The organism is Longimicrobium sp. (assembly GCA_036389795.1).
GTDB lineage: Bacteria > Gemmatimonadota > Gemmatimonadetes > Longimicrobiales > Longimicrobiaceae > Longimicrobium.
This window is the reverse complement of the sequence record DASVWD010000085.1, coordinates 1-23815: the sequence shown is the minus strand read 5'-3', so window position 1 is coordinate 23815 and position 23815 is coordinate 1. Positions and strand designations below refer to the sequence as shown.

The 23815-nt window shown below is 70.4% G+C and carries 16 protein-coding genes; 7 read left to right on the top strand and 9 right to left on the bottom strand.

The features are described from left to right. The 4 genes from VF746_11050 to VF746_11035 all read left to right on the top strand — a co-directional run. Window positions 1–734: helix-hairpin-helix domain-containing protein (locus VF746_11050; GenBank protein ID HEX8692950.1), on the top strand; the 734-nt coding region annotated here is incomplete at its 5' end. A gap of 106 nt (window positions 735–840) precedes the next feature. Next, on the top strand, window positions 841–2553 hold the full coding sequence (pilB, locus tag VF746_11045) for a type IV-A pilus assembly ATPase PilB (GenBank protein HEX8692949.1): 1713 nt from the start codon (window positions 841–843) through the stop codon (window positions 2551–2553). Window positions 2554–3179: 626 nt separating this feature from the next. Further along, the gene (locus tag VF746_11040) at window positions 3180–4292 is read left to right on the top strand and encodes a type IV pilus twitching motility protein PilT (protein ID HEX8692948.1); all 1113 of its coding nucleotides are present in this window, start codon (window positions 3180–3182) and stop codon (window positions 4290–4292) included. Window positions 4293–4441: 149 nt separating this feature from the next. Beyond that, window positions 4442–5641: a type II secretion system F family protein gene (locus tag VF746_11035; protein ID HEX8692947.1), complete on the top strand. Its 1200-nt coding sequence runs from the start codon at window positions 4442–4444 to the stop codon at window positions 5639–5641. Between the two features lie 93 nt (window positions 5642–5734). Here VF746_11035 and VF746_11030 read toward each other — a convergent pair whose 3' ends face one another. The 3 genes from VF746_11030 to cysD all read right to left on the bottom strand — a co-directional run bounded on the left by VF746_11030 (window position 5735) and on the right by cysD (window position 10234). Next, on the bottom strand, window positions 5735–7174 hold the full coding sequence (locus VF746_11030; GenBank protein HEX8692946.1) for an FAD/NAD(P)-binding protein: 1440 nt from the start codon (window positions 7172–7174) through the stop codon (window positions 5735–5737). Between the two features lie 103 nt (window positions 7175–7277). Continuing rightward, window positions 7278–9257, bottom strand: coding sequence for a sulfate adenylyltransferase subunit CysN (cysN, locus tag VF746_11025; protein HEX8692945.1), 1980 nt, complete (start codon window positions 9255–9257; stop codon window positions 7278–7280). 11 nt (window positions 9258–9268) lie between these two features. Next, the gene (cysD, locus tag VF746_11020; protein ID HEX8692944.1) at window positions 9269–10234 is read right to left on the bottom strand and encodes a sulfate adenylyltransferase subunit CysD; all 966 of its coding nucleotides are present in this window, start codon (window positions 10232–10234) and stop codon (window positions 9269–9271) included. Between the two features lie 217 nt (window positions 10235–10451). On the opposite strand from cysD, the gene aspS reads away from it, so the two are divergent. Beyond that, window positions 10452–11753 carry an aspartate--tRNA(Asn) ligase gene (gene aspS / locus VF746_11015; protein HEX8692943.1) on the top strand — a complete coding sequence of 434 codons (1302 nt, stop codon included), beginning with the start codon at window positions 10452–10454 and terminating at the stop codon, window positions 11751–11753. A 33-nt stretch (window positions 11754–11786) separates the two neighbouring features. Here the strand turns inward: aspS and VF746_11010 are convergent, their stop codons facing one another. The 4 genes from VF746_11010 to VF746_10995 form a co-directional block, all read right to left on the bottom strand. Continuing rightward, window positions 11787–12596 (bottom strand): sulfite exporter TauE/SafE family protein, encoded by an 810-nt coding sequence (locus tag VF746_11010; protein HEX8692942.1) that lies wholly within the window; start codon window positions 12594–12596, stop codon window positions 11787–11789. Between the two features lie 375 nt (window positions 12597–12971). Then, the gene (locus VF746_11005; protein ID HEX8692941.1) at window positions 12972–13259 is read right to left on the bottom strand and encodes a hypothetical protein; all 288 of its coding nucleotides are present in this window, start codon (window positions 13257–13259) and stop codon (window positions 12972–12974) included. 414 nt (window positions 13260–13673) lie between these two features. Continuing rightward, a complete protein-coding gene (locus tag VF746_11000) occupies window positions 13674–14195 on the bottom strand; it encodes a hypothetical protein (GenBank protein ID HEX8692940.1) in 522 nt (173 codons plus the stop codon). A 1442-nt stretch (window positions 14196–15637) separates the two neighbouring features. Next, window positions 15638–16681 (bottom strand): hypothetical protein, encoded by a 1044-nt coding sequence (locus VF746_10995; GenBank protein ID HEX8692939.1) that lies wholly within the window; start codon window positions 16679–16681, stop codon window positions 15638–15640. Window positions 16682–17328: 647 nt separating this feature from the next. On the opposite strand from VF746_10995, the gene VF746_10990 reads away from it, so the two are divergent. Continuing rightward, complete coding sequence (locus tag VF746_10990; protein HEX8692938.1) at window positions 17329–18417, top strand: Gfo/Idh/MocA family oxidoreductase; 1089 nt, start codon at window positions 17329–17331, stop codon at window positions 18415–18417. Window positions 18418–18603: 186 nt separating this feature from the next. Here VF746_10990 and VF746_10985 read toward each other — a convergent pair whose 3' ends face one another. Further along, window positions 18604–19704, bottom strand: a complete 1101-nt coding sequence (locus VF746_10985; GenBank protein ID HEX8692937.1) for an FAD-dependent oxidoreductase — start codon at window positions 19702–19704, stop codon at window positions 18604–18606. Window positions 19705–20009: 305 nt separating this feature from the next. On the opposite strand from VF746_10985, the gene VF746_10980 reads away from it, so the two are divergent. Then, on the top strand, window positions 20010–20849 hold the full coding sequence (locus VF746_10980; GenBank protein ID HEX8692936.1) for a DUF4097 family beta strand repeat-containing protein: 840 nt from the start codon (window positions 20010–20012) through the stop codon (window positions 20847–20849). 105 nt (window positions 20850–20954) lie between these two features. On the opposite strand, the gene VF746_10975 is transcribed toward VF746_10980, so the two are convergent. Beyond that, entirely contained in the window at window positions 20955–23642 is a 2688-nt protein-coding gene (locus tag VF746_10975) for a hypothetical protein (GenBank protein ID HEX8692935.1), read from the bottom strand. Between the last annotated feature and the right edge of the window lie 173 nt (window positions 23643–23815).

The following is a 23815-nucleotide window of genomic DNA, read 5'->3' as shown; positions in this document are numbered from 1 at the left end:
CGCGGGATGCCGGAGGAGCGCCGATGAGCACCACGCCGCAGGAGCGCCTGGCGCTCGGGGTGGCCGCCCTCCTCCTGGCCGCGGGCGTCGGCGCGCGGGCGCTCCGCAGCGGGCCCGAGCCGGCGGGGCTGACCGGCGGTCCGGCGGCCGAGGCCGACGCGCGGGGGCTCGCCGCGCTGCGCGACGAGGTGCGGGGCGAGGTGGCGCGCGCGGAGCGCCGGGCGCGGCCGCTGGCGCCGGGGGAGAAGATCGACCCGAACACGGCGAGCGCCGACGAGCTGGACCGGCTGCCGAAGGTGGGCCCCGGCGCCGCGGAGAAGATCGTGGCCTGGCGTCAGGAGCACGGGCGCTTCCGCACGCTGGCGGACCTCGACTCCGTCCCCGGGATCGGCCCCGCCGCGCTCGCGGCGATCGCCCCGCACGTGACGCTGCCGGCGGCGGCGGGCGGTCGTGCAGCTTTGGGCGGACCCGTGCAGAATGACGCGCCGAGGGGGAGCGCCGCGGGGAGCCCACGCGCGTCCCCCGCGTCCCCGGCGGGCGCCGTCGACCTGAACGCGGCGAGCGCCGCGGAGCTGGAGGCGCTGCCGGGGATCGGGCCGTCGCTGGCGGGGCGGATCGTGGCCTGGCGCGCGGCGCACGGGCGCTTCCGCTCGGTCGACGAGCTGGAGCAGGTCGCCGGCGTGGGGCCGGCCACGCTGGCCCGCATCCGCCCGCACGTCCGCGCTTCCCCTTGACGCCGTCCGGGGGTGGCACCGAATTTGACAGCTCATCCCCGGTCACGCTCCCGTTCCGGCGCCTGCCTCCCGGCGGGCTACCCGCGCTACACTCCCCCTGAGGAACATGGCAGTCTCGGCTCCCGCCGCTGATCGCATCGGCGACCAGCTCGTGCACGAGCAGCTGATCACGCGCGACCAGCTGCTCAAGGCGCTGGACGACGCCCGCGCCAACGGCACCCGCGTCGGCTTCTCGCTGGTGAAGCTGGGGTTCCTGGCCGAGCCCGACCTGGTGCGCGCCCTGGCCCGCCAGCACCGCGTCCCCGCCGTGGACCTGGAGCGCGTCAAGCTGGACCCGCGCATCCTGAAGCTGATCCCCGGCGAGATCGCGGTGAAGCACCAGGTGCTCCCGCTGCGCCGCGTGGGGCGGACTCTCACCGTGGCGATGTCGAACCCCACCGACCTGGGGGTGATCGACGACCTGAAGTTCATCACCCGCCTGGACATCGAGCCGGTGATCGCGGGCGACTTCACGCTGCGCAAGGTCATCGAGCGCGAGTACGAGTCGGCCGACGAGAAGATCAACGAGCTGCTCAAGCAGTTCGACCAGGAAGACGTGGAGCTGGTGGAGGACCGCGAGGAGGAGGTGAGCGTCACCTCGCTCCAGGCGGCGGTGGAGGAGGCGCCGGTCGTCAAGCTGATCAACGGCATCCTCACCGACGCGGTGCACCGCGGGGCCAGCGACATCCACTTCGAGTGCTACGAGAAGGACGTGCGGGTGCGCTACCGCATCGACGGCGTGCTGCAGGAGATCATGCGGCCGCCGATCAAGATGAAGGCGGCGCTCATCTCCCGCTTCAAGATCCTCTCCGAGCTGAACATCGCCGAGCGGCGCGTGCCCCAGGACGGGCGCCTCAAGCTGCGCGTGGGCCGCCGGGTGATCGACTTCCGCGTGAGCACCCTGCCGACCATCTTCGGCGAGAAGATCGTGCTCCGCATCCTGGACAAGGGGAACCTGACGCTCGACCTCGAGAAGTTCGGGATGGAGCCCAAGGCCGAGGCCGACTTCATGCGCGCCATCCTGAACCCCTACGGGATGGTGCTGGTGACGGGCCCCACCGGGTCGGGGAAGACGACCACGCTCTACAGCGCGCTCTCGCGGATCAACACCATCGAGACCAACATCATGACGGCGGAGGACCCGGTCGAGTACAACCTGCACGGGATCAACCAGGTGCAGGTGCGGCCCGACGTGGGGCTCACCTTCGCGGCGGCGCTGCGCGCGTTCCTGCGCCAGGACCCCAACATCATCATGGTGGGCGAGATCCGCGACCTGGAGACGGGCGGCATCGCCATCAAGGCGGCGCTCACCGGCCACCTGGTGCTCTCCACGCTGCACACCAACGACGCGCCCTCCACCATCACCCGCATGGTGGACATGGGGATCGAGCCGTTCAACGTGGCCAGCGCGGTGAACCTGATCACCGCCCAGCGCCTGGTGCGCCGCATCTGCGCCAACTGCAAGGAAGAGGCGGTCTACCCCGCGGAGTACCTGACCGCCGCCGGGATCAGGCCCGAGGACACGCACGGCGTCACCTTCTACCGCGGCCGGGGCTGCGAGCAGTGCGGCGGCTCGGGGTACAAGGGGCGCCAGGGCCTCTACGAGGTGATGGCGATGTCGCCCACGCTGCGGCGGATGATCCTGCAGGGGGCGTCGACCGCCGAGCTGCAGCAGCAGGCGATCACCGAGGGGATGCTCACGCTGCGCATGGACGGGATGGTGAAGGCGCGGCGGGGGATCACCACGCTGGAAGAAGTGGTGAAGGAGACGGCCGCGTGAGCGGGCCGGGCGCTCCCGACGGGGCGCCCGGTTTCGTTTTTAAGGGAACGCGGAGGGTGCGGCGCCCGGCGGGGGCCCTCTCCCTGGCGCCTGAGGCGCCTGTCCCTCCCCCAAAACAGCCTGGGGGAGGGACTTCGGCCGCTGCGCGGCGACGGGTGGGGCGGGGTTCCTACCGTCGACCAGACGGATGTCATCCCGAAGGCGCCGCTGCACCGGTTCTGTCCCCGCACCCGGAGTCCGGCGGCGCCTGAGGGATCTACTCCGCCTTCCTGGTGGCCCGCCCAGTGCGCGACGGGTCGCGTCCAAGCTGTTGTTCTCCCTCTCCCGCGCAGCGACGCGCAGCGGGGGAGGGTTGGGGAGGGGGCACCTTCGTGGCCCGCGCGGAGGCTCGGGTCCGGCGACATAGACGCGTGCTTGGGGACGTGGCGGTGGGGGGAATCGCCGGGACGGCACGCAACTTGGAAACAACTGCACGCGAAACCACGGAAATCACGCCGCAGCACGGTTCGCCGCCCGCGCCCGCCATGCACTCCGCAAGGCGTCTTGCACGGTGCACGAGCGGAGCCGTTCCCGCGCCGCAGACCGCAGCCGTCCGACGGGTCCACCCGAGAAGCAGCCGAAGGCCAATGACCATCGCCACCGAGTCCGTCCGCGTAGTCCAGCGGAGCGTCAACCTGCGCTCGCTCCTGGAGGAGATGATCGAGCGCGGGGCCAGCGACCTGCACATCACCGCGGGCGAGCGCCCCAAGCTGCGCGTGGACGGGCACATCACCGACAGCGGCAGCGACTACGTGCTCACGCCCAAGGACACGCTGCAGCTCACCTACTCGATCCTCACCGAGAACCAGAAGAAGCGCTTCGAGACCGAGGACGAGCTGGACTTCTCGTTCGGGATCCAGAACCTGGCGCGCTTCCGCGGCAACGTGTACCGGCAGCGCGGGTGCGTGGCGCTGGCCATCCGGCAGATCCCCTTCAAGATCTCCACGATGGAGGAGCTGCGCCTGCCGCCGGTGGTCTCCAAGTTCGCCGAGAAGCCGCGCGGGCTGGTGCTGGTCACCGGCCCCACGGGCTCGGGGAAGTCGACCACGCTGGCGGCCATCATCGACAAGATCAACCGCGAGCGGCGCGGCCACATCCTCACCATCGAAGACCCGATCGAGTTCATCCACCGCCACCAGGCGTGCATGGTGAACCAGCGCGAGGTGGGGAGCGACACGCAGAGCTTCGCCCGCGCGCTCAAGTACGCGCTGCGCCAGGACCCCGACGTGATCCTGGTGGGCGAGATGCGCGACCTGGAGACGATCCAGGCGGCGCTCACCATCGCCGAGACGGGCCACCTGTGCCTGGCCACGCTGCACACCAACAGCTGCGCCGAGACCATCAACCGCGTGATCGACGTCTTCCCCGCGCACCAGCAGCCGCAGGTGCGGGCGCAGCTGGCGTTCGTGCTGGAGGGGGTGCTCACGCAGCAGCTGCTGCCCAAGACGCGCGGCCGCGGCCGGGTGATGGCGGCCGAGATCATGGTGTGCACCCCGGCGATCCGCGCCTGCATCCGCGACGACAAGGTGCACCAGATCTACTCGATCATGCAGGCCGGGAAGAAGCACGGGATGCAGACGCTGAACGACGCGCTGAAGGAGCTCTACCTCCAGCGCGAGGTGAGCCTGGACGAGGCCCTGAAGCGCAGCTCGGACCCGAACGAGTTCCTGCAGCTCGTGGGGGAGCCGGTCCCGGCGTAGGTACGGAGTACGAGGTACGAAGTACGGAAGTACGGATCGGTGAGGTGACGGGAGCGCCGGGGCCATCGGCGCTCGCGAGTCCGGATGGGAGGGCGGCCCTGAGGCAGGCTGTCCCCTGTACCCTGTTCCCTGTCCCCTGGGGTTAGACGATGCCCACCTTTGCCTACAGCGCCCGCGCCACGACGGGCGAGATCCTGAACGGCGAGATCGAGCTGCCCACCCGCGACGAGGTGGTGGGCTACCTGGTGCGCCAGCGGCTGCGCCCGATCTCGGTGAACGCCAAGGCCAAGGAGCTCTCGCTCCAGATCGGCACCGGGGTGAAGACCCGCGAGGTGGTGATCTTCACCCGCCAGTTCGCCACCATGATCAACGCGGGCCTGCCGCTGGTGCAGAGCCTCTCGATCCTGGCCGAGCAGACCGAGAACAAGGCGTTCCGCAAGATCATCGAGCAGGTGCTGCAGGACATCCAGGCCGGCCAGACGCTTGCCGACGCCATGCGCAAGCACCCCAAGATCTACACCGAGCTGTACGTGAACATGGTGGCCGCGGGCGAGGCGGGCGGCATCCTGGACACCATCCTGCTGCGCCTGGCGGTGTTCCTGGAGAAGAACGACGCCCTGATCCGCAAGATCAAGGGCGCCATGACCTACCCGGCGGTGATGCTCTTCGTGGTGATCGGCTGCACCACGGTGCTGCTCTGGAAGGTGGTGCCGGTGTTCGCAGAGATGTTCGCCGGGGCGGGGCTCGAGCTGCCGGCGCCCACCCGCGTGGTGCTGGCCATCAGCAACTTCCTGCAGAGCTACATCTGGCTGATGATCCTGGGAATGATCGCGGGGGTGTTCGCGCTCCGGCAGTACTACAAGACCGACCAGGGGCAGCTGCAGATCGACCGGCTGCTGCTGAGGCTGCCGGTGCTGGGCAACCTCTTCCGCAAGTCGGCGGTCTCGCGCTTCACCCGCACGCTGGGCACGCTGGTCTCCTCGGGCGTCTCCATCCTGGAGGGGCTGCAGATCACCGCGCGCACGGCGGGCAACCGCGTGGTGCACGACGCGGTGATGAAGTCGCGCGCCAGCATCGCCGGCGGCGCCACCATCGCCGACCCGCTCAAGGCCTCGGGCGTGTTCCCGCCGATGGTGGTGCAGATGATCAACGTGGGCGAGCAGACGGGCGGCCTGGACGAGATGCTCTCCAAGATCGCCGACTTCTACGACGACGAGGTGGACGCGGCGGTCTCGGCGCTCACCTCGATCCTGGAGCCGATCATGATCGTGGTGATGGGCATCGTGATCGGCGGCATCGTGGTGGCCATGTACCTGCCCATGTTCGACATGATCAACGCGGTGCAGTAGGCCGCGCCGGCGCGTCGCCCACGCCATGAACGCCGAAGGGCGCCGGGAGACCGGCGCCCTTCGGCGTTTTCGGTGGATGGCCGCCCGCTCGGACTACGGGAGCGCGGGAGCGGGTGCGGTGGCGCGCAGGTGCGCCGCCAGCCGGGCGGCGTGGAGGCGGAGCTCGGGGACGGCGGTGCTCTCCCAGTGCTCCGCCTTCAGCAGGGGGCCGGTGTAGAAGAGGATCTCCGACGCACGCCCCTCCCGGTCCAGCAGCGCGTGGTCCGGGCCGGTGCGGACGCCGAGCCCCAGCGGATCGGGAGTGAGCAGGCCCCGGGCGAGGAGCGAGTCGAGCAGCGGCTCGCCCAGCGCGGCGACGTTGCCGCTGGGGCCGGTGCAGTTGACCACCGTGCCCACCCTCACCACCTCCTCCGCCCCGCCGCCCCGCCGGCGGAAGCTCGCGCGCACCGCGCCGGGCCCGGGGCGCAGCCGGAGCACCCGGCCGGCGATCACCCGCAGGCGCCCGGAGCGGACCAGCTCGTCCACGGCGGCCGCGGCCTCGGGGGCGGCCCGGTGGCGGTGCACGTCCCAGTACGGCTGCAGGTGGCGGAGGAAGCGCGCCCGCTCGCTCTGCGGGAGCGCGGCCCACAGCGCGGGCGTCACCGGGCGGATCGACGCCAGCACGTCGCGCCAGTCCAGGTCGGGCGAGGCGGCCACCTTGCGGCGCACCTCGCGCAGGTAGCGGCGCACGGTCCAGGGCCCGGCCAGCAGCGCGGCGGAGAGCTCCACCGGGCGCGGCGGCGACGCGGGCGAGCGGTGGGGGCGGGGGAGGAGCCCGCGGCGGGAGATGGCGTACAGCGGGGCGCCCAGGCCCCGGCCCCGCAGGTCGAGCGCCACGTCGAGCATGGTGAGGCCGGTCCCCACCAGGAGCACCGGGCGGTCAGGGTCCACGCCGTCCAGCGCGCCCGGCGCCCAGGGGTCGCGGACGTAGCGCGGGTCGCCCGCGAAGAACGCGGGGTCCGGCACGGGCGGGTCGGCCGGGGGGAAGCTCCCCGCCGCCAGCACCACTCGGTCGGCGCGGAGCGGCGAGGCGCCGCCGCCGTCTTCCAGCACCACCTCGGCGCCCTCCCCGGGGCGGAGGCGGAGGTCGACCGCGTGCGCCACGCGGTGCGTGAACCGCGTCGCGGCCGGGCGCGCCGCCACCGCCTCCCGCAGCACCCACTCCAGGTAGTCGCCGTAGAGGCTACGCGGCACGAACGAGCCCGCCGTGACGGAGGGGTCGCGCCCCTGGGCGAAGCGGAGGAAGTGGTCTTCGTCGCCGGGGAAGGCGCTCATCCGGGCGGCGGGCACGTTCAGCACGTGCGCCGCGCTGCGGGTGCCGTACGCCACGCCGCGCGCCAGCGGGCCCGAGCGGTTCACCAGCACCACGTGCAGCCCGCCCGGCCACTCGCCGCGCAGCAGGTGCGCCGCGGTCAGCGTGCCCGAGAACCCGCCGCCGACGATGACGATGGTGTGGGGCCTGGAGCCGTGCTCGTCCGGCGATATCTGTCTCATCGGATTACAACAGCCTGGCCTCACGCAGAGGAAGCAGAGAAAACCACGGAAAGCGGTGAGCTCTCCGCTCACTCCGCTGACTCTGCGTGAGAAAAAAGCATTCTCAGGATTCAGGGACGATCCCCTCGTCGCGGAGCCGCCGGAGGATCGCTTCGACCAGGGCGTCGACGTCCTCGGCCTCGGTGTCGGCCACCAGCTCCGGCTCGGCGGGCGCCTCGTAGGGGGCGTCGACGCCGGTGAGCCCCGTCATCTCCCCGCGCGCGGCCCGGGCGTAGAGGCCCTTGGGGTCGCGCGCCGCGCACGTCTCCACGCTCGCCCGCACCCAGACCTCGAAGAAGCGCCCGCGGGGGAAGAGCCCGCGCACCCGCCGCCGGTCGTCCGCGAAGGGGGAGACGAAGGTGCAGAGCACGATCTCGCCGTGCTCGAAGAAGAGCCGGGCCGCCTCGCCCACGCGGCGGAGGTTCTCGGCGCGGTCGGCGGGGCTGAAGCCCAGGTCGCCGCACAGCCCGTGGCGCACCTGGTCGCCGTCCAGCAGCACCGTCTGGCACCCCGACGCGAACAGCGCCCGCTCCAGCGCCCGGGCCAGGGTGCTCTTCCCCGCGGCGGGGAGGCCCGTGAACCAGAGCACGGCGGCCCGGTGGCCGTTCCTCGCCTCGCGCTCCTCGCGCGGGACGTTCCACTCCTCCCAGACCACGCCCGGAGACGTCTGCCGCCCGTCGCACTTCGCACTTCGCACTTCGCACTTCGCACTCTCCGCGACGGGCGCCGCCACCGCCTCGCCGCGGATCATCCCCGCCGCCACGGTGGCGTGGGTGCGCGGGTCCACCAGGACGAAGCTCCCCGTGGCGCGGTTGCGCGCGTAGGGGTCGAAGCAGAGCGGCTCCGTGGCGGCGAGCTGCACGCGGCCGACGTCGTTCATCTCCAGCGTGCGCGCCTGCTGGCGGTGCAGGGTGTCGACGTCGATGCGGTAGACCACCTCGGTGACGAACGCGCGCACCCGGCGGGTGGTGTGGAGGAGGAGGTAGTCGGCCGCCGGGTCCAGCGGCTGGGCGTCCATCCAGCAGAGCATGGCGTCCAGGCGGCCCGACACCACGGGGAGGTTGCGCCGGCGCACCACCAGGTCGCCGCGCCCGGCGTCGATCTCGTCTTCCAGCGTCAGCACCACCGAGTCGCCCGCCACCGCCTCCTCCAGCGCCCCGTCGGCGGTCTCCACCGCGCGCACCCGGCTCGCCTGCCCGCCGGGGAGCACCACCACCTCCTCGCCCGGCGCCACGGTCCCCGAGGCCACGCGCCCCGCCAGGCCGCGGTAGTCCTGGTGGGGGCGCACCACGTACTGCACGGGGAAGCGGAAGTCCACCAGGTTGCCGCCTCCGACGTTCACCGTCTCCAGGTGGTGCAGCAGGGTGGTCCCGCCGTACCAGGGCATGCGGGCGCCCTTCTCCACCACGTTGTCGCCGTGGAGCGCCGAGACGGGGATGAAGGCGAGGTCGGGGACGTCGAGCCGCGCGGCGAACTCGCGGTACTCCGCGGCGATCGCCTCGAAGACGTCTTCCGCGTAGTCCACCAGGTCCATCTTGTTCACCGCGACGACGACGTGCGGGATGCCGAGCAGCGAGGCGATGAAGGCGTGCCGGCGGGACTGGGTGAGCACCCCCTTGCGGGCGTCCACCAGCACCACGGCCAGCTCCGCCGTGCTGGCCCCGGTCACCATGTTGCGCGTGTACTGGAGGTGCCCCGGCGTGTCGGCGACGATGAAGCGGCGGCGCGGGGTGGCGAAGTAGCGGTACGCCACGTCGATGGTGATGTTCTGCTCGCGCTCGGCGCGCAGCCCGTCGGTGAGGAGCGCCAGGTTCAGCCAGCTCTCGCCGCGGCGCCGGCTGGCCGCGTGGACGGCCTCCAGCTGGTCGTCGGGGATGGCCCCGGTGTCGTGCAGCAGCCGGCCGATGAGCGTGCTCTTGCCGTCGTCCACGCTCCCCGCCGTGGTGAAGCGCAGCAGGTCGGGCTCGGCCGCGGCGTGCCCGGCCGCCGCGGGGGCGGGGGACGCCTCGCCCGGGCTTTCCGCGAGGGGGGGGACGGCCCGCATGGGTTCCACGGTCAGAAGTACCCCTGCCGCTTGCGGTCTTCCATCGCCGCCTCGCCGCGCCGGTCGTCGCCGCGCCCGCCGCGCTCGGCCCGGCGGGCGGCGGCCACCTCGCGCACCACCTCTTCGACCGTCGTGGCCGCGCTCTCCCACAGCCCCGTGCAGGTCATGTCGCCCACGGTGCGGCAGCGCACCCGCCGCACGCCGGAGCGCTCGCCCGGGAGCGCGCGGTTGTGGGGGCCCACCGCCAGCAGCATCCCGTCGCGCTCCACCACCTCGCGGCGGTGCGCGAAGTACAGCGAAGGCAGCTCGATCCGCTCGCGCTCGACGTACTGCCAGACGTCCAGCTCGGTCCAGTTGGAGAGGGGGAAGACGCGGAAGTGCTCGCCGGGGTGCCGCAGGCCGTTGAAGAGGTTCCAGAGCTCGGGGCGCTGGTTCTTCGGGTCCCACTGGCCGAAGCGGTCGCGGTGGCTGAAGAAGCGCTCCTTGGCGCGGGCCTTCTCCTCGTCGCGCCGGCCCCCGCCCAGGGCGGCGTCGGCGCGCAGCTCGCGGAGCGCGTCGAGCAGGGTGACGGTCTGCAGCGCGTTGCGGCTGGGGTTGGGCCCCGGCTCCTCCACGCACCGCCCGGCGTCGATCGAGTCCTGCACCCGGCGAACGATCAGCTCGGCGCCGGTGGACGCGGCGAGCCGGTCGCGGAACTCGAGCGTCTCGGGGAAGTTGTGGCCGGTGTCGACGTGCAGGAGGGGGAAGGGGATCTTCCCCGGCCAGAACGCCTTCCTCGCCAGGTGCACCATGCAGATCGAGTCCTTGCCGCCGCTGAAGAGCAGGACCGGGCGCTCGAACTGCGCGGCCGTCTCGCGCAGCACGTAGATCGCCTCGCTCTCCAGCTGGGCCAGGTGCCCGCGGCGCAGCCCCGTCCGCCGTGCGGGCGCGGCCGCCTCGCGCACCTGCGGGGACGGAGAGCGTGGATCAGAATCCATCAGATTCCTGGGACGAAGAAAGGGCCGGTTTCGGCAAAGTCAGGACACGAACGGTGCCGGTTTCCCGGGACAAACGCAAGTCTCCGCGCAGCCGCTGGAGAAGCGTCGCGCGTGGTCGGCTGGAGGAGATCGGAGCGGGCGCAGGAACTCCGTTGTAAGTTGGAATCGAACTGCACCTCGCGTTACATAGAACCTCTGGGGCACCATGATGAGAACGATGATATCCGGGCTGGAGGGCCTGGACGGTACGGAAGTGCTGGTCAAGGGTTTCGTCGTCAACACGCGCGTCCTGCGGCGGGTCGTCTTCCTGATCGTCCAGGACCGCAGCGGGAGCGTGCAGGTGATGGTCGAGCGCGGCGAGCCCGCCACCGGGCTCGAGCGCGTCGCCGTGGACGTCACGCCGGGCTCGGCGGTGGAGGTGCGCGGCACCTTCCGCCTGAACCCGCACGTCAAGGCGGGCGGGATGGAGATCGCGGCCGCCGGGATCGACGTCGTGAGCCGCGCCGAGCCCGGACTGCCGGTCGAGGAGGCGTCCGCGCCGGAGCTGCAGCTGGACTGGCGGTTCCTCTCGCTCCGCCGCCCGCGCCACCACCTCCTGTTCGAGGTCCAGACGACCACCGAGAAGGCGATGCGGGACTTCTGGATCCAGCGCGGGTTCGTGGAGATCCACTCGCCGAAGCTGATGCACAGCGCGAGCGAGTCGGGCTCGGAGACCTTCAGCATGGAGTACTTCGAGCTCGGCAAGGCCTACCTCGCGCAGTCGCCGCAGTTCTACAAGCAGATGGCCATGGCGGCGGGGCTCGAGCGGGTGTTCGAGATCGGGCCCGTGTTCCGGGCGGAGCCGTCGATGACGCCCAGGCACGCGACGGAGTTCACGAGCGTGGACCTGGAGATGTCGTGGATCGACTCGCACGAGGACGTGATGTCGTTCGAGGAGGAGTGGCTGCGGTCGATCCTCCAGACCGTGAGCGCGGAGCACGGCGAAGAGATCGCAAAGCACTTCGGCGTGGAGGTGCGCGTCCCCCCGGTTCCCTTCCCGCGCATCACGATGGAGGAGGCGCACGCGTTCCTCGCGCGGGCGGGCCACGAGATCGCGCCGGCCACCAAGCCGGGAGACCTGGATACCGAGGGGGAGCGGATCATCGCGCGGCACATGCTGGAGGAGCGCGGAAGCGAGTTCTTCTTCATCACCGAATACCCCGTGAGCCTCCGCCCCTTCTACCACATGCGCGACCCGGAGCGCCCGCACGTCACCCGGAGCTTCGACCTCCTCTGGAAGGGGGTGGAGATCACCACCGGCGCCCAGCGCGAGCACCGGTACGAGCAGCTCGCGCGGCAGGCCCAGGAGGCGGGCCTCCGCGAGTCGGTGGAGTACTACCTCGACTTCTTCCGCTACGGCTGCCCGCCGCACGGGGGGCTGGGCTTCGGGCTCGCCCGCATGCTGATGCTCATGCTCGGGCTGCCCTCGATCCGCGAGGCGACGTTCCTCCACCGGAGCCCGAACCGGCTCACCCCTTAGGCGGCCTGGTTTCGAAGCGCTCCGGGCGCGGCGTCACAGTCCGCGCAGGAGGAGGAAGAGGAAGGAGGCGAAGCCGATGGCCACGATGGCGCGGCGCACGGGCTGCTGGCCCACGCGCTGGGCCAGGCGCGAGCCCGCGTAGCCGCCCAGCAGCCCGCCCACCGCCATGGTGAGCGCCACCGGCCAGCTGACGATGCCGCTGAAGGCGAAGATCCCCGCGGCGACGGCGTTCATGCACAGCGCGCCCCAGTTCTTCAGCCCGTTCATGCGGTGGATGTTGGTGAAGCCCATCAGCCCCAGCGTGGCCAGCATCAGGATGCCGATCCCCGCGCCGAAGTAGCCTCCGTAGACGCCGGTGGCGAACTGCGCGACGACGAACAGCCACGGCGCCACCGCCGGGTCGCCGCCGTCGTCGTGGGCCGGGCCGGGGGGAGTGCGCGCGAGCCGCTCGCGCATCCGGCGCGTGATCTGGCCCTGGAGGAGGAAGAGGAGGGTGGCCCCGAGCACCAGGAACGGCACGATGCGCTCGAAGCGCTCGGCCGGGGTGCGGAGCAGGAGCCACGCGCCCAGCGCGCCGCCGGCCAGGCTGGGCAGCGTCAGGCGGAGCACCCAGGCGCGGGCGCCGCCGAGCTCTTCACGGTACCCCCACATGCTCCCCAGCGCGCCCGGCCAGAGCGCCACCGTGCTGGTGGCGTTCGCCACCAGCGGCGGCACCCCCAGCCCGACGAGCGCAGGGAAGGTGAGCAGCGTCCCCCCGCCGGCGATGGCGTTGATCGCGCCGCCGAGCGCCGACGCCAGCAGGACGAGCGCCAGGGAGAGCGCGGAGAGGTCGTGGTGCGGCATCGCGGGAAGGTGCGGTGCCGCGGGGATGCCGGCAAGCTCGGCGGAGGATCGAAAAGAGCCTCACACGGAGGAAACGGAGTCAACGGAGGAACTTCGAACGGTCCGCCGCTGCTTCCGTGCGAGAGCCGGTCTGGTCTTGATCTCACACAGAGACACAGAGGCACAGAGAACTTCGATCGTAAGACTTATCCGGATCTTGATTCCGAACGAATCTCGCGGATCACGGCGTTCAGCCCGGGCGCGTCGCCGCCGCCCGTGTTGATCGCGATACGCCGGATGCTCGGTTGGAATCCATCGGACTTCGGGATGTGGCGGGGAAGAAGGGATGTCGCCCGCGCCGGCCCGGCTGGCGGGCCGCGTGGACGGACGCCGAGCCTAGCGGTCCGGGGGGGAGGAGCGGCCGTCGCCCCGCGCCGCGTGCACGCGGGTGACGCGGGTGACGCGGTACGGGTACCAGTGGCGCGCGCGCTCGGCGTGCACCACCAGCGGCCCCAGGCTTTCCGGGCTCAGCGCGATGACGGCGGAGTGGGGGCTGTCCGCCAGCACCTCGGTGGGCACGAACAGCTCTCCGAACTGCTGCTCGGCCAGGTGCCGGAGCTCCTTCGGGGTGGAGAACATCGCACCCACCAGCTCCTGCGGCGTCCGTTCCATGGGGAAGCTCACGATACGCGGTTCTCCGAAGGGGCTCGTTTCGTCGGGCTGCGAAGCCTCCGTCTAATTTGGAAGACATTATTACAATTATCGAGTGACGGCGTTCCCCGCACAAGTCCTCCGGCCGGGAGCGGGACGCTGTCAACGTGAAGCTGATACCAGATCCGCACGAATCGTTGCGGAAACAAGGTCTGCTGAAGCCTCACACAGAGGCACAGAGAAACGACCGGGCTGGCGCGGCCGAGGGAACACAGGAAGGCCGTCAGGGATGCTGCGGGCCGATGTGGGGCACCGCAGCTGGCTTACCTGATGGCCTGACCTGTCCCGCGCGTTCTACAAGATCGAGTGGCGTATCGACTGGCAACGCGAGCGGTAAGAGAATGATAAGGGTTCTCAGTGGCAGCATAGAGGTCGAAATAATAGTGATTAATCCGACCACTTCTCGCGGAACTCGCGGATGTAGTCTCTCAGCCAGCCCTCGCCTCCCTTCTCTTCATCTCGAAGCTCAAGAAGGCTACTCTCGGCCTCGGACGCCGACGGTATCATCAGGCGAACGCTCCGTGGTGCCTTGTTGAGGCTCTTGATCTTCGAACGGACAGTATCGGTAGATCGGCCGGCGGCTCTGGCTACGTCCTCGATCGCGCGTTCGCGTGGGCGCGTCTGGCCACTGAGCCTGTACGCGGCCTGCAATGCTCTCACTCGGAATGCGAGGTTGAGGGCAGGCGTCCAGCGCTCGTATTCGTTCGTTGGTTGCGGTCGTCCTCGCGGGCGCCTGATGGTGCCGTCAAGGCGGCCAGCCAAATACTCGCGAACCTCGGGCGCGAGGGGCTTGCCCCGCGTGTCGTCGCGTAGGGCCTTTGCCAACTCAGCGTTACTTGGAAACTCGCCCTTTCGAACGCGCCACAGAATCGAAAGCCACGGATTCCCGAATATCTCTGAGAGGTCCATGAGGGCGGATCTCCAACTCGACGACGTCGTTGTAAGAGTGAGTTCGCTGGCCGCCCTAACGACGCAAGGGTCAGGAGTGCGGGGCCGGCGCAAGCTCGTCGTCCGCTGAAAGCACGCACGGCCCTCGCATCCCCTGCGGCCGATTGTTCGGCCGCCTCGCGCGCTTTGCTTCAGCCGGGAAATGTCTACGGCTTGGTGTTCACCAGAACATAAGCATAGTGCGCGCGGCCGTCCTGACCCAGGAACACACTCAACTCTCTAATGCCAGGGATCGTCTCCCATCGATAGACGCCGTTAGGATTGGCGAATGTGGGTTCTGTCGCTGGAAGTCCAAGAGCCGGCAAGACGTCCGGACCAAACGGGAGTTGGCCATGCCCGAAGATCGTGATCCAATCAGCCTTTCCATCAACGTACACAATCTCAATATCACCATCGCGATAGTATCGCTTCGTGTACGGTCTCCCTTGGTTCCGAATCGTTTCCTGTGAACTGGAGAGTCCCAACACGGCAGCCACTTCCGATGGCGTCTTCCCAGCAACATCGGGAACGGAGATAGCAGGACTCGGCTGGACGGTTGGTGGAGCAGCGGACAAAGCTGAGCTCGAGGCTGCAGGTTCCACCACTGGAGCTTGATTGTCGGCCGACTCACCACTGCACCCGGCCATCCAGCAGGTCGCGCCAAAGATGATGATTAGGAGTTTGCGGCTCATCAGAACGGAGGGTTGAGGAGGAGGGCGGCCTAACGACACAAGGGTCAGGGGTGCGGGGCTGGCGCGCAAGCCTGTCGTCGGCGAAATCATAGACGACCCCGCATCACCCGCAGCCGATTGTTAGGCCGTAGCTTCGGCCACGTCTACTTTGCGTGCAGTAAGGCTAACTCTCGTTGCAGCGCTTCGTTTATTTGCCTCTCATTCGTCCGCGTGAATCTTCGACAGCCATCTTGCCGGGCGGAATCCCAACCATGCGCCCGTCGGAACCCCGTACCGCGCGGTAGCCAGGCCGAATGGCGACCATGCGTCCATCTGAGCCTTGAACGGCGCTCGCACCTGCGGGTATCTCGACCATGCGGCCGTCGCTACCCTGAACGCCTCGTGCACCGGCACGAATCGCAACCATGCGTCCGTCGCTGCCCTGCAAGCCGCGCCCGCCATGCGGAATAGCCACCATGCGACCATCGCTGCCTTGGAGACCGCGCCCATCGGGCGGAATCGCAACCATATGACCGTCGCTGCCTTGAAGGCCGCGCCAACCATCGGGGATCGTCACAGTTACGCCGTCGCTTCCAGTTAGTTTTCTAGGCATGAGCTTTTCGGATTGAATCTGAGCGCACAAACGGCCTAACGACACAAGAGTCAGGGTGCGGGGCCGGCGCGCAAGGCTCTCCTCGGCCGAGGCATGGACAGCCACACAAACTTTGGTTCCCCTGGGCGGCTCGCGAGCGATCAGCGGGGCAGGTCGCTGCAGCGGACCGTTTCGTAGTCGGGGATCGCGAAGTTGGTCAGGTCGACCTTGCGACCCAGTCCCCACTGCGCGTACCAGCGCCCGTTCTCCTTCGTGATCTGCACCGACGGCGCCTCTCCGTTGTCGTTCCATGCGGTCCAGTGCCCGACGTAGCGGTCGTAGGACCGGTAAAGCGGGGCGCTGATACGCAGGGTTCCGCGGTACTCGAGCCCGTTGGCCCGGTCGGCCGGCGAAAGTGGGGTGGGCTGGAGGCGCGTGACGAGTCCGCGGAACTGGTGGATCTGGCGCTGGTCCGCTGACCCGAGGGCCTGATAACGGGTGAATTGGGAATCTCCGCAGCGGGTGAATCTCACGTTCATAAATACGTCCGCGGCTTGGGCTGCGGTCGCGATCACCCGGCGGGGAGCGGGTGCCTCGCCCGGCAGAGCGGCGAAGGTGAAGTCATGCCGGTTCACGTTCCCGCCCGGGATCAGCTTGATGTCGTTCGTGCTCTCGGCACCCGGAAGTCGGAACGAGGCCGCGAACGCGATCCCAATCGGCACGTTGTCCAGGATTGGCCGCGAGAACCGCATCGGTCGGGCGGTGAGATGCAGGTTCGCCAGCAGCTTCGGACCGCCGAAGCCCTCCCGCGGCTTTTCGCCATCGTCTGAAGGGTCGTGGACGAAGGAAATCTGACGCCCCGCGACTGTGAAGCTGCCGCGGTCGATGATGGTGTAGTTGGTCTCGAAGAAGCTGGCTGGGCACCGGTCATGGTAGGTGAGCTCGAAGCTGTACGTCCGTGCCGCCCCATTCAGGTACAATCGTCCCTCATTGAAGTAGTGCGCGCAGTTCGGATCGGAGTGGACGGTGTAATCCGGTAGCGGCCGCACGTTCGCAACGGGCTGGTAGACGTAGTAGTCCCTTGCGAGTTGGAGTGATGGTTGTGCATGGCTGCGCGGGATCGCAAGTAACGACGCCGCGATTAAGGCGAGACCGACGGCACGGCGAAGGTGGTTGCAGACGGAAAGCGCGGATGCTGTGATCATACGGTTTCGCATTGCGATGAGAGGGTGCGGGGGTGGTAGGTGACAACTACAGGCATCAGCGGGAGGAATCACCTGCGGCTGCCGAGGTGTTGTCCAGCGGTCTAACTTATTGTTCAGTGGACGGAATTTCGGCCAACGCGCAAACCTATCCGTGCTGTTCTCCTCTCCGGGCCACGCATCACTCTGAGGAGTGCACCTCGCGCATAGCCGAATCTCCTCCAATCTAGATAGTGCTCGCCCACTCGAACGTCAAGCGCCAATAAATCGCACGCACGCAATCCGATACGTCGTGTGTGCGGTGCATCGTGCGCGCGGTGGCGGGATAGCGCTCTCATGCGGCGCACGATCAGGAACCAGCGTGCGCATGGCTTTCCTGTCGCTCCTCACCCGTCCATGCGTGAGTCCCGATGTCCGGACCCGGGCTCCTGGACCAGGTCCGGCAGACCTCCGCCTGAAGCACCTGGGCCTCCGCACCGAGGTTGCTCGAATGCACGGTCGGACAGGTGGTATGAGGCATCGCTCGGCGCAGGAGAGCGGGGTCAGATCGCTATTGTAAGTTTTTCTTGCTATAGTGCGGGGAGATCGCTATGAGTGGGCCGGACTCAGTGAAGAGGGAAGAGCGAAATGAGCGAACGGGCTGGCAACGCATGAGCGGAAGACCGGATGGAGGAGGAGAGTTCCGGGTGGGCCTGATCGGCTACGGCCTGGCGGGCGCCGCCTTCCACGCGCCCCTGATCGCCGCCACGCCGGGGCTAGGGCTCGCGGCGGTGGTCACCTCGAACGCCGAGCGCGCCCGGCAGGCCCGAGCCGAGCACCCCGGGGTGGAGGTGGCCGACTCCGCCGAGCGGCTGTGGGAGCGCGCCGACGAGCTGGACCTGGTGGTGGTGGCGTCGCCGAACCGCAGCCACGTCCCGCTCGCGCTCGCGGCGCTGGAGGCGGGGCTCGCGGTGGTGGTGGACAAGCCGCTCGCCGCCACCGCCGCGGACGCGCGCCGCTTGGTGGACGAGGCCCGCTCGCGCGGCCTCCTCCTCACCGTCTTCCAGAACCGCCGCTGGGACGGCGACTTCCTGACGCTCCGCCGCCTCCTGGCCGAGGGCGCGCTGGGCGGCGTCCACCGCTTCGAGTCGCGCTTCGAGCGCTGGCGCCCTACGCCGAAGCCGGGGTGGCGCGAGCGCGGCGACCCCGCCGAGGCGGGCGGCGCGCTGTACGACCTGGGGAGCCACTTGGTCGACCAGGCGCTGGTGCTGTTCGGCCCGGTGCGCCACGTGTACGCCGAGCTGGACCGGCGCCGGCCCGGGGTGGAGGTGGACGACGACGCGTACGTGGCGCTGACGCACGCGTCCGGCGTCCGCTCGCACCTGTGGATGAGCGCCGTCGCCGCGGAGCACGCGGGGCGCTTCCGCGTGCTGGGGAGCCGCGCGGCGTTCGTGAAGGGCGGCCTGGACGTGCAGGAGGAGGCGCTGCGCCGCGGCCGCTGGCCGGGCAACCACGGGTGGGGCGAGGAGCCGCCGGAGCGCTGGGGGCGCCTGGGCGCCGGGGAGGAGTGGGTGAGCGTGCCGACGGAGCGCGGCGCCTGGCCGGAGTTCTACGCGGGCGTCGCCGCGGCGCTCAGGGACGGAGCCCCGCCGCCGGTCGACCCGGCCGATGCTGTCGCGGGACTGGAGGTCATCGAGGCCGCCCGGCGCTCGGCCGCGGAGCGCGTGGTGGTCTGCATGAATTCGCCAGACCACGGCTGATACCATTTCGCACAGGATCGTTCTGGATTCAATTCTACGGAAAGGCCTCACACGGAGTTAACGGAGTCAACGGAGAACCCCAGATCCTCCGCTGTCTCCGTTAACTCCGTTGACTCCGTGTGAGGCTTGGTTGTGGATTTTTGATTCTGAACGAAGCTCGGCAAAAGTGATGATCTCCGCTTCGTGTCACGGCAATCCCAGGAACGCCATCAGCTCGCTCGCCGCGGCGCCGCCGGCGCGGTTGGCGCCGATGGTGGAGGCGGAGGGGCCGTAGCCGACCAGGTGGACGCGCGGGTCCTTCGCCACCTGCGTCGCCAGCCGACCGGTCATGACGATGCCGCCGCCGGGCCCGCGCAGCATCAGCGGCGCCAGGTGGTCGAGCGAGCTGCGGAAGCCGGTGCACCAGAGGATGACGTCGGCCCGGAGCACGGTGCCGTCGGGCCAGCGGACGCCGTCTTCCACGATGTCGCTGAACATCGGGAGCCGCTTCAGCACGCCGCGGGCCCGCATCGCCTCGATCGCGGGGGTGATCGGGATCCCCGTCACCGAGACGACGGAGGCGGGCGGGAGGCCGCGGCGCACCCGGTCTTCGACCATGGCCACGGCCGCGCGGCCGGCCGCCTCGTCGAACGGCCCCTCGCGGAACTCCGGCGGCCTCCGCGTCACCCAGGTGGTGGTGGTGACCCGCGAGACCTCGTCGAGCAGCTGGATCGCCGAGATGCCGCCGCCCACGACGACCACGTGCTTCCCGGCGAACTCCCCGGCCGAGCGGTAGTCCCTCGTGTGCAGCTGCCTCCCCCGGAAGCGGTCCGCGCCGGGATAGCTGGGGATGTACGGGGTCTCCCACGTCCCCGTGCAGTTGATGATCCCGCGGGCCGACACGTCGAACCGGTCCGTCTCGATCCGCAGCCGCCCGCCGCGGTCGCACACCACCGTCACCGTCACGGGCCGGTAGACGGGGAGTCCGAACGCCTTCTCGTACGCCGCGAAGTACCGCGGCACCGCGACGCTCGCCTGCACCTCGGCGTCGTCGGTGTCGACCGCCTCGGAGAACTTCATCCCGGGGAGGTCGTGGATGCGGTTGACGGTGCTGAGCGTCAGCGACGGCCAGCGGAACTGCCAGGCGCCGCCCGGCTCGGGCGACTTGTCCAGCACCACGAAGCCCCGGTTCGGCGCCAGCCCCCGGCGCTTCAGGTGGTACGCCGACGACAGCCCGGCCTGGCCGGCCCCGATGACCAGGACGTCGACCTTGAGCGCGACGCCGCGCCCTTCAGTGGACTGGGGCAACGCTTGGGTGCATTGACGGTGGTCAGGCGCGCGGATCGATCCGCCGCGGGACGGCTGACGCTGACACCGGACCCGGAAAACAGCAAGGCCTCACGCAGAGCAGCGGAGTCAGCAGAGAACTCCAGGAAGTCCTCTGCTGACTCTGCTGACTCTGCGTGAGCCCGATCTTTTTCTCGAGGTTCGGGATGCGATCCAAACCCTTTCGGCTGGGGCGCGCATCATAGGGGGCGTGCTCACCACCGGCGGGCCGGAAGCGGCGGCCGGGATTCTACTCATGACGACGAAGAAGACGGGAGCCCGATCCCATGAACCCGACCCGGATCGCCGCCGCGGCGGCGCTGCTCGCCGCCCTCGCCTCGCCCCTCGCCGCCCAGCGCCAGGGCGACTTCCGCTGGAGCGGCCGCCTCGCCAGCGGGCAGGAGATCGAGATCCGCAACCTGAACGGCGACGTCCGCGCCGAGCCCGCCTCCGGGAGCGAGGTGGAGGTGGTCGGCCGGCGCAGCGGCGACGACGTGGACGAGGTGGAGATCCGCGTGGTCCGCCGGGGCGACGGGATGCTGATCTGCGCCGTCTTCCCCAACACCGGCGGAAGCTCGCGGCGGGACCGGGACGACGACGACCGCCGCGGCGGCGACGGCGACTGCTCCAATCGCGGGCGCCGCTCGTCCCGGCGCGACTTCGACGCCCGGGTGGACTTCGTGGTGCGCGTCCCGGCCGGCGTGCGGCTGGCGGCGGCCTCCGTCTCCGGCGACGTCTCGGCGACCGGGCTGCGCGCGGCGGTCTCGGCCCACAGCGTGAGCGGCAACGTGGAGGTCTCCACCTCCGGCCCCGCCGAGGCCTCCAGCGTCAGCGGCGACGTGACCGCCACGCTGGGCCGCACGGGCGGCGAGGACCTGGACTTCCGCAGCGTCAGCGGCAACGTCACCCTCCGCCTCCCCGCCGGCATCGACGCCGACTTCGAGGCGCGCACCCTCTCCGGCGAGATCGAGTCCGACTTCCCGCTCAGCCACGTCGGGCGCGACCGCGGGCGCGGGTGGGTGAACGTCCGCGTCGGCGAGCACGTGCGCGGCACCCTGGGCCGCGGCGGCGCCGACCTCTCCGTCAACACCGTCAGCGGCAACATCATTGTGCGGCGCACGCGGTAGCGTCGCCGGACGGCGGCCGATCCCCCAAAGAGCGAGGGCGCGGGAGATCCGATCTCCCGTGCCCTCGCTTCTCCTTTGTGAAGTTTTCCCGGGCCGATCCCGGCCTCACCGGCACCCGGAGAGGTGCGTCAGCCGCAGGTGGTCGAGCAGCGCGGTGTTCACGCGGCGGTCCATGTTCCCGTCCAGCGGCGTGTAGGCCAGGGTCAGTGTGTGCGCGCCGGGAGTGAGGCTCACCCGCACGGCCGTGCCGTAGCCCCAGTCCGTCCACAGGTCGGTGCCGCGCTGCGGCATCACCAGCACGCCGGCGGGGCGGCCGTCCACCAGCAGCGTGCGGATGGCCGCCTTCGCCTCGGTGTTGATCGGCCCGCTCCCGTTGGCGTAGCGCGCGTCCACGTCGTACACGCCCCCGCAACTCACCTGCACGGGAATCTCCACGGTCGTGTTCGCCTCCCGCGTGAGCCGGACGTACCCCGCACTGGTGAAGCCCGCGTGCTCGCGCTCCAGCGGCGCTCCCCGCGGCCGCGCGACGATCACCGCGTCCTCCCGCGCCACCCGCACCGGCTCGCCCAGGAACGACTCCAGCCCCGCCGAGTCGACCGCGAGCACCTGGTACTCCGCCACGCGGTCTGCCCCGCTGACCGCCGCGCGCGTCGCGGTCGTTTGCGACATCGGCCGGCCGTTGCGGTAGACGACGTAGCGGGCGGCGCCGGGTACCGCGGTCCACGTCAGCGTTCCGCCCTGGAGGGTGGCGGCGGGCGTCTCCGGCGCCCAGCGGTTCTCGACCCGGTTGATCCGTCCCGCCGGCCAGCGTCCGTTCATCTCGATCTCCAGCGTGTGCTCGCCGGTGAGACCGGTCGGGATCTCCGCGCGCTCCACCAGCCGGTCGTCCAGCCGCGCGCGCGCCACCCCGTCGCCATGGCCGCGCACGGTGACGGTGAGGATGGCGCCGCGGTAGCGCAGGTTGGAGAGCGTCCGCTCGCCGGCGTAGGCGGGCGGCACCATCGGCGCGAAGACCAGGCGGTCGGGCCGGAAGCGCATCCCGAAGAGCACGCGGTAGTGCGTCGCCAGGTTGCCGGCAACGCTCCAGAGCTGCCGGTCGGAGTTCAGCACCGTGCCGTCGAAGTGGCCGGTCTCGGCCACCATGTTCTCCTTGTTGGTCAGGAAGAGCGCGGCGGGCCGGTAGATCGAGCCCAGCCCGTGCTCGACCGCCGCGGTGTTCCCCGCGTCCGCGGCCGCCCAAGTCCAGAACGCGTTCACGAACGGCCAGAGGGCGCCGTTGTGGTACCTCCGCATGTTCGGGATGTACGGCCAGAAGACGGGGGCGCCGAACGCGACCGCCGGGCTCCTGGCGGCGAGCGTCGCCCGGCGCGCGGAGTCGGCCACGCCGTAGATGACGGCGAGCGCCTCGCCCAGCGCGTCGGAGCGCGGCGCCAGCGACTGGAAGCCACGCCCGTAGCGGAAGACGGCGTACCACCCCGTCTCCGGCTGCCACAGGTGCGCGTCGATCGCCCCGCGCAGCTCCGCGGCGGTCTCGCTCCACCGCGCGGACGGCTCGCCGAGCGCCGCCGCCATGTCGGCCAGGATGCGGTAGGTGGCGTAGTGCACCGCGTTGGTGCCGACGGCCGCCGAGCGCGCGATGTCCCGCGGCTCCATCCAGCGCGGGTAGCTCTGCTCCCTCCAGTCCATGAACGACGTCTCGCCGGCCGCCAGCCCCGTCTCCGGGTCGAAGATCGCGTGCAGGTCGGCCTCGGCCGAGCGGCGGATGACGTCGTACGCCTGGCGCAGCCAGCCGCGGTCTCCGGTCACGGCGTACAGCTCCCACGCGGCCAGCGCCCAGGTCATCCGGTCGGTCGAGACGGGCCACGACCCGCCCGTCCCCGTGTCCTGGATGATGCGCCCGGCCGAGTCCACCTTCGCCAGCAGGCTGCGGCGCACCGCGTCGGGCGCCGCGATCGCGAGGGCCAGCACCGACGAGTACGCCACGTCGCGCGTCCACACGCCGGGCCACTTGGCGCCCGCCGAGAGCGCCCCGTCCTCGCGCACCAGCTGCGTCAGCTCCTCCAGCGACATCCGGTAGAGCGCGTCCAGCAGCCGCTCGGGCGAGCGCAGCTGCGGGAACGCCGACACGTCGGCCCGACGCGCCCAGATCGCGCGCCCCGCGGCGTCGCGCGGGCGGGTGTACTGCGCCTCGATCGGGAGGACGGCGGTGAAGACGGAGTCGCCGTCCGGGTCGGTGAGCTCGGCGGGCGAGCCGGGGCGCAGGCCGCGCACGTCCCAGCTGAGCGGCTCCACGTCGCCGATGGCGTAGACGGCGCGGAAGTCCTGGCGGCGGATCGGCGGGCCCTCGGGCGGGTCGTACGCCCCCTCCCGGGCGAAGGCGCGCAGCACGTGGCGCAGGTCCAGGCGGATGGTGACCTGCGCGACGCCCTCCTCGCTGGTGGCGAACGCCTCGGGCGTGGGGACGACGGGCGGCTGCTCCCGGCCGAAGACGTAGACGGGCGATTCGATGCGGCCCCCGGTGGGGCGGATGTAGAGGGTGTGCTCGGCGCCGGGCCGGAACTCGTTGTCCTGGCCGTTCAGGCTGAACCGGAAGTGCATCTCCCGCCCCGAGCGCGGATAGGTGGAGATGATGCTGTCGCGTGAGAGCGCCACCGCTTCGAACCGCCCCTGCCGCACCGACGTGTCGGTGACCGTGAACGCGTCCGAGCGGTACAGCGTCGCCTGCGCCGCGGAGGTCGACACCACGCCGAGCGCGGCGATGCCGGGCGCGAGAATGCGGAGGAGGGATCTCATACCCGATCGGTCGATCTGCACGAAAGAAACGTTGTCATCCTGAGTCTACCACCGCGCTGCGCGCGACCACGGAGGATGAAACGGGTGTGGGAGCATAAATTGGGCGGGTGGCGTCGGCAAAGAGGTCGGTAAGCTCATTGGTGCGAGAGAGCCCGTTCCTGAGTCAGACCCGG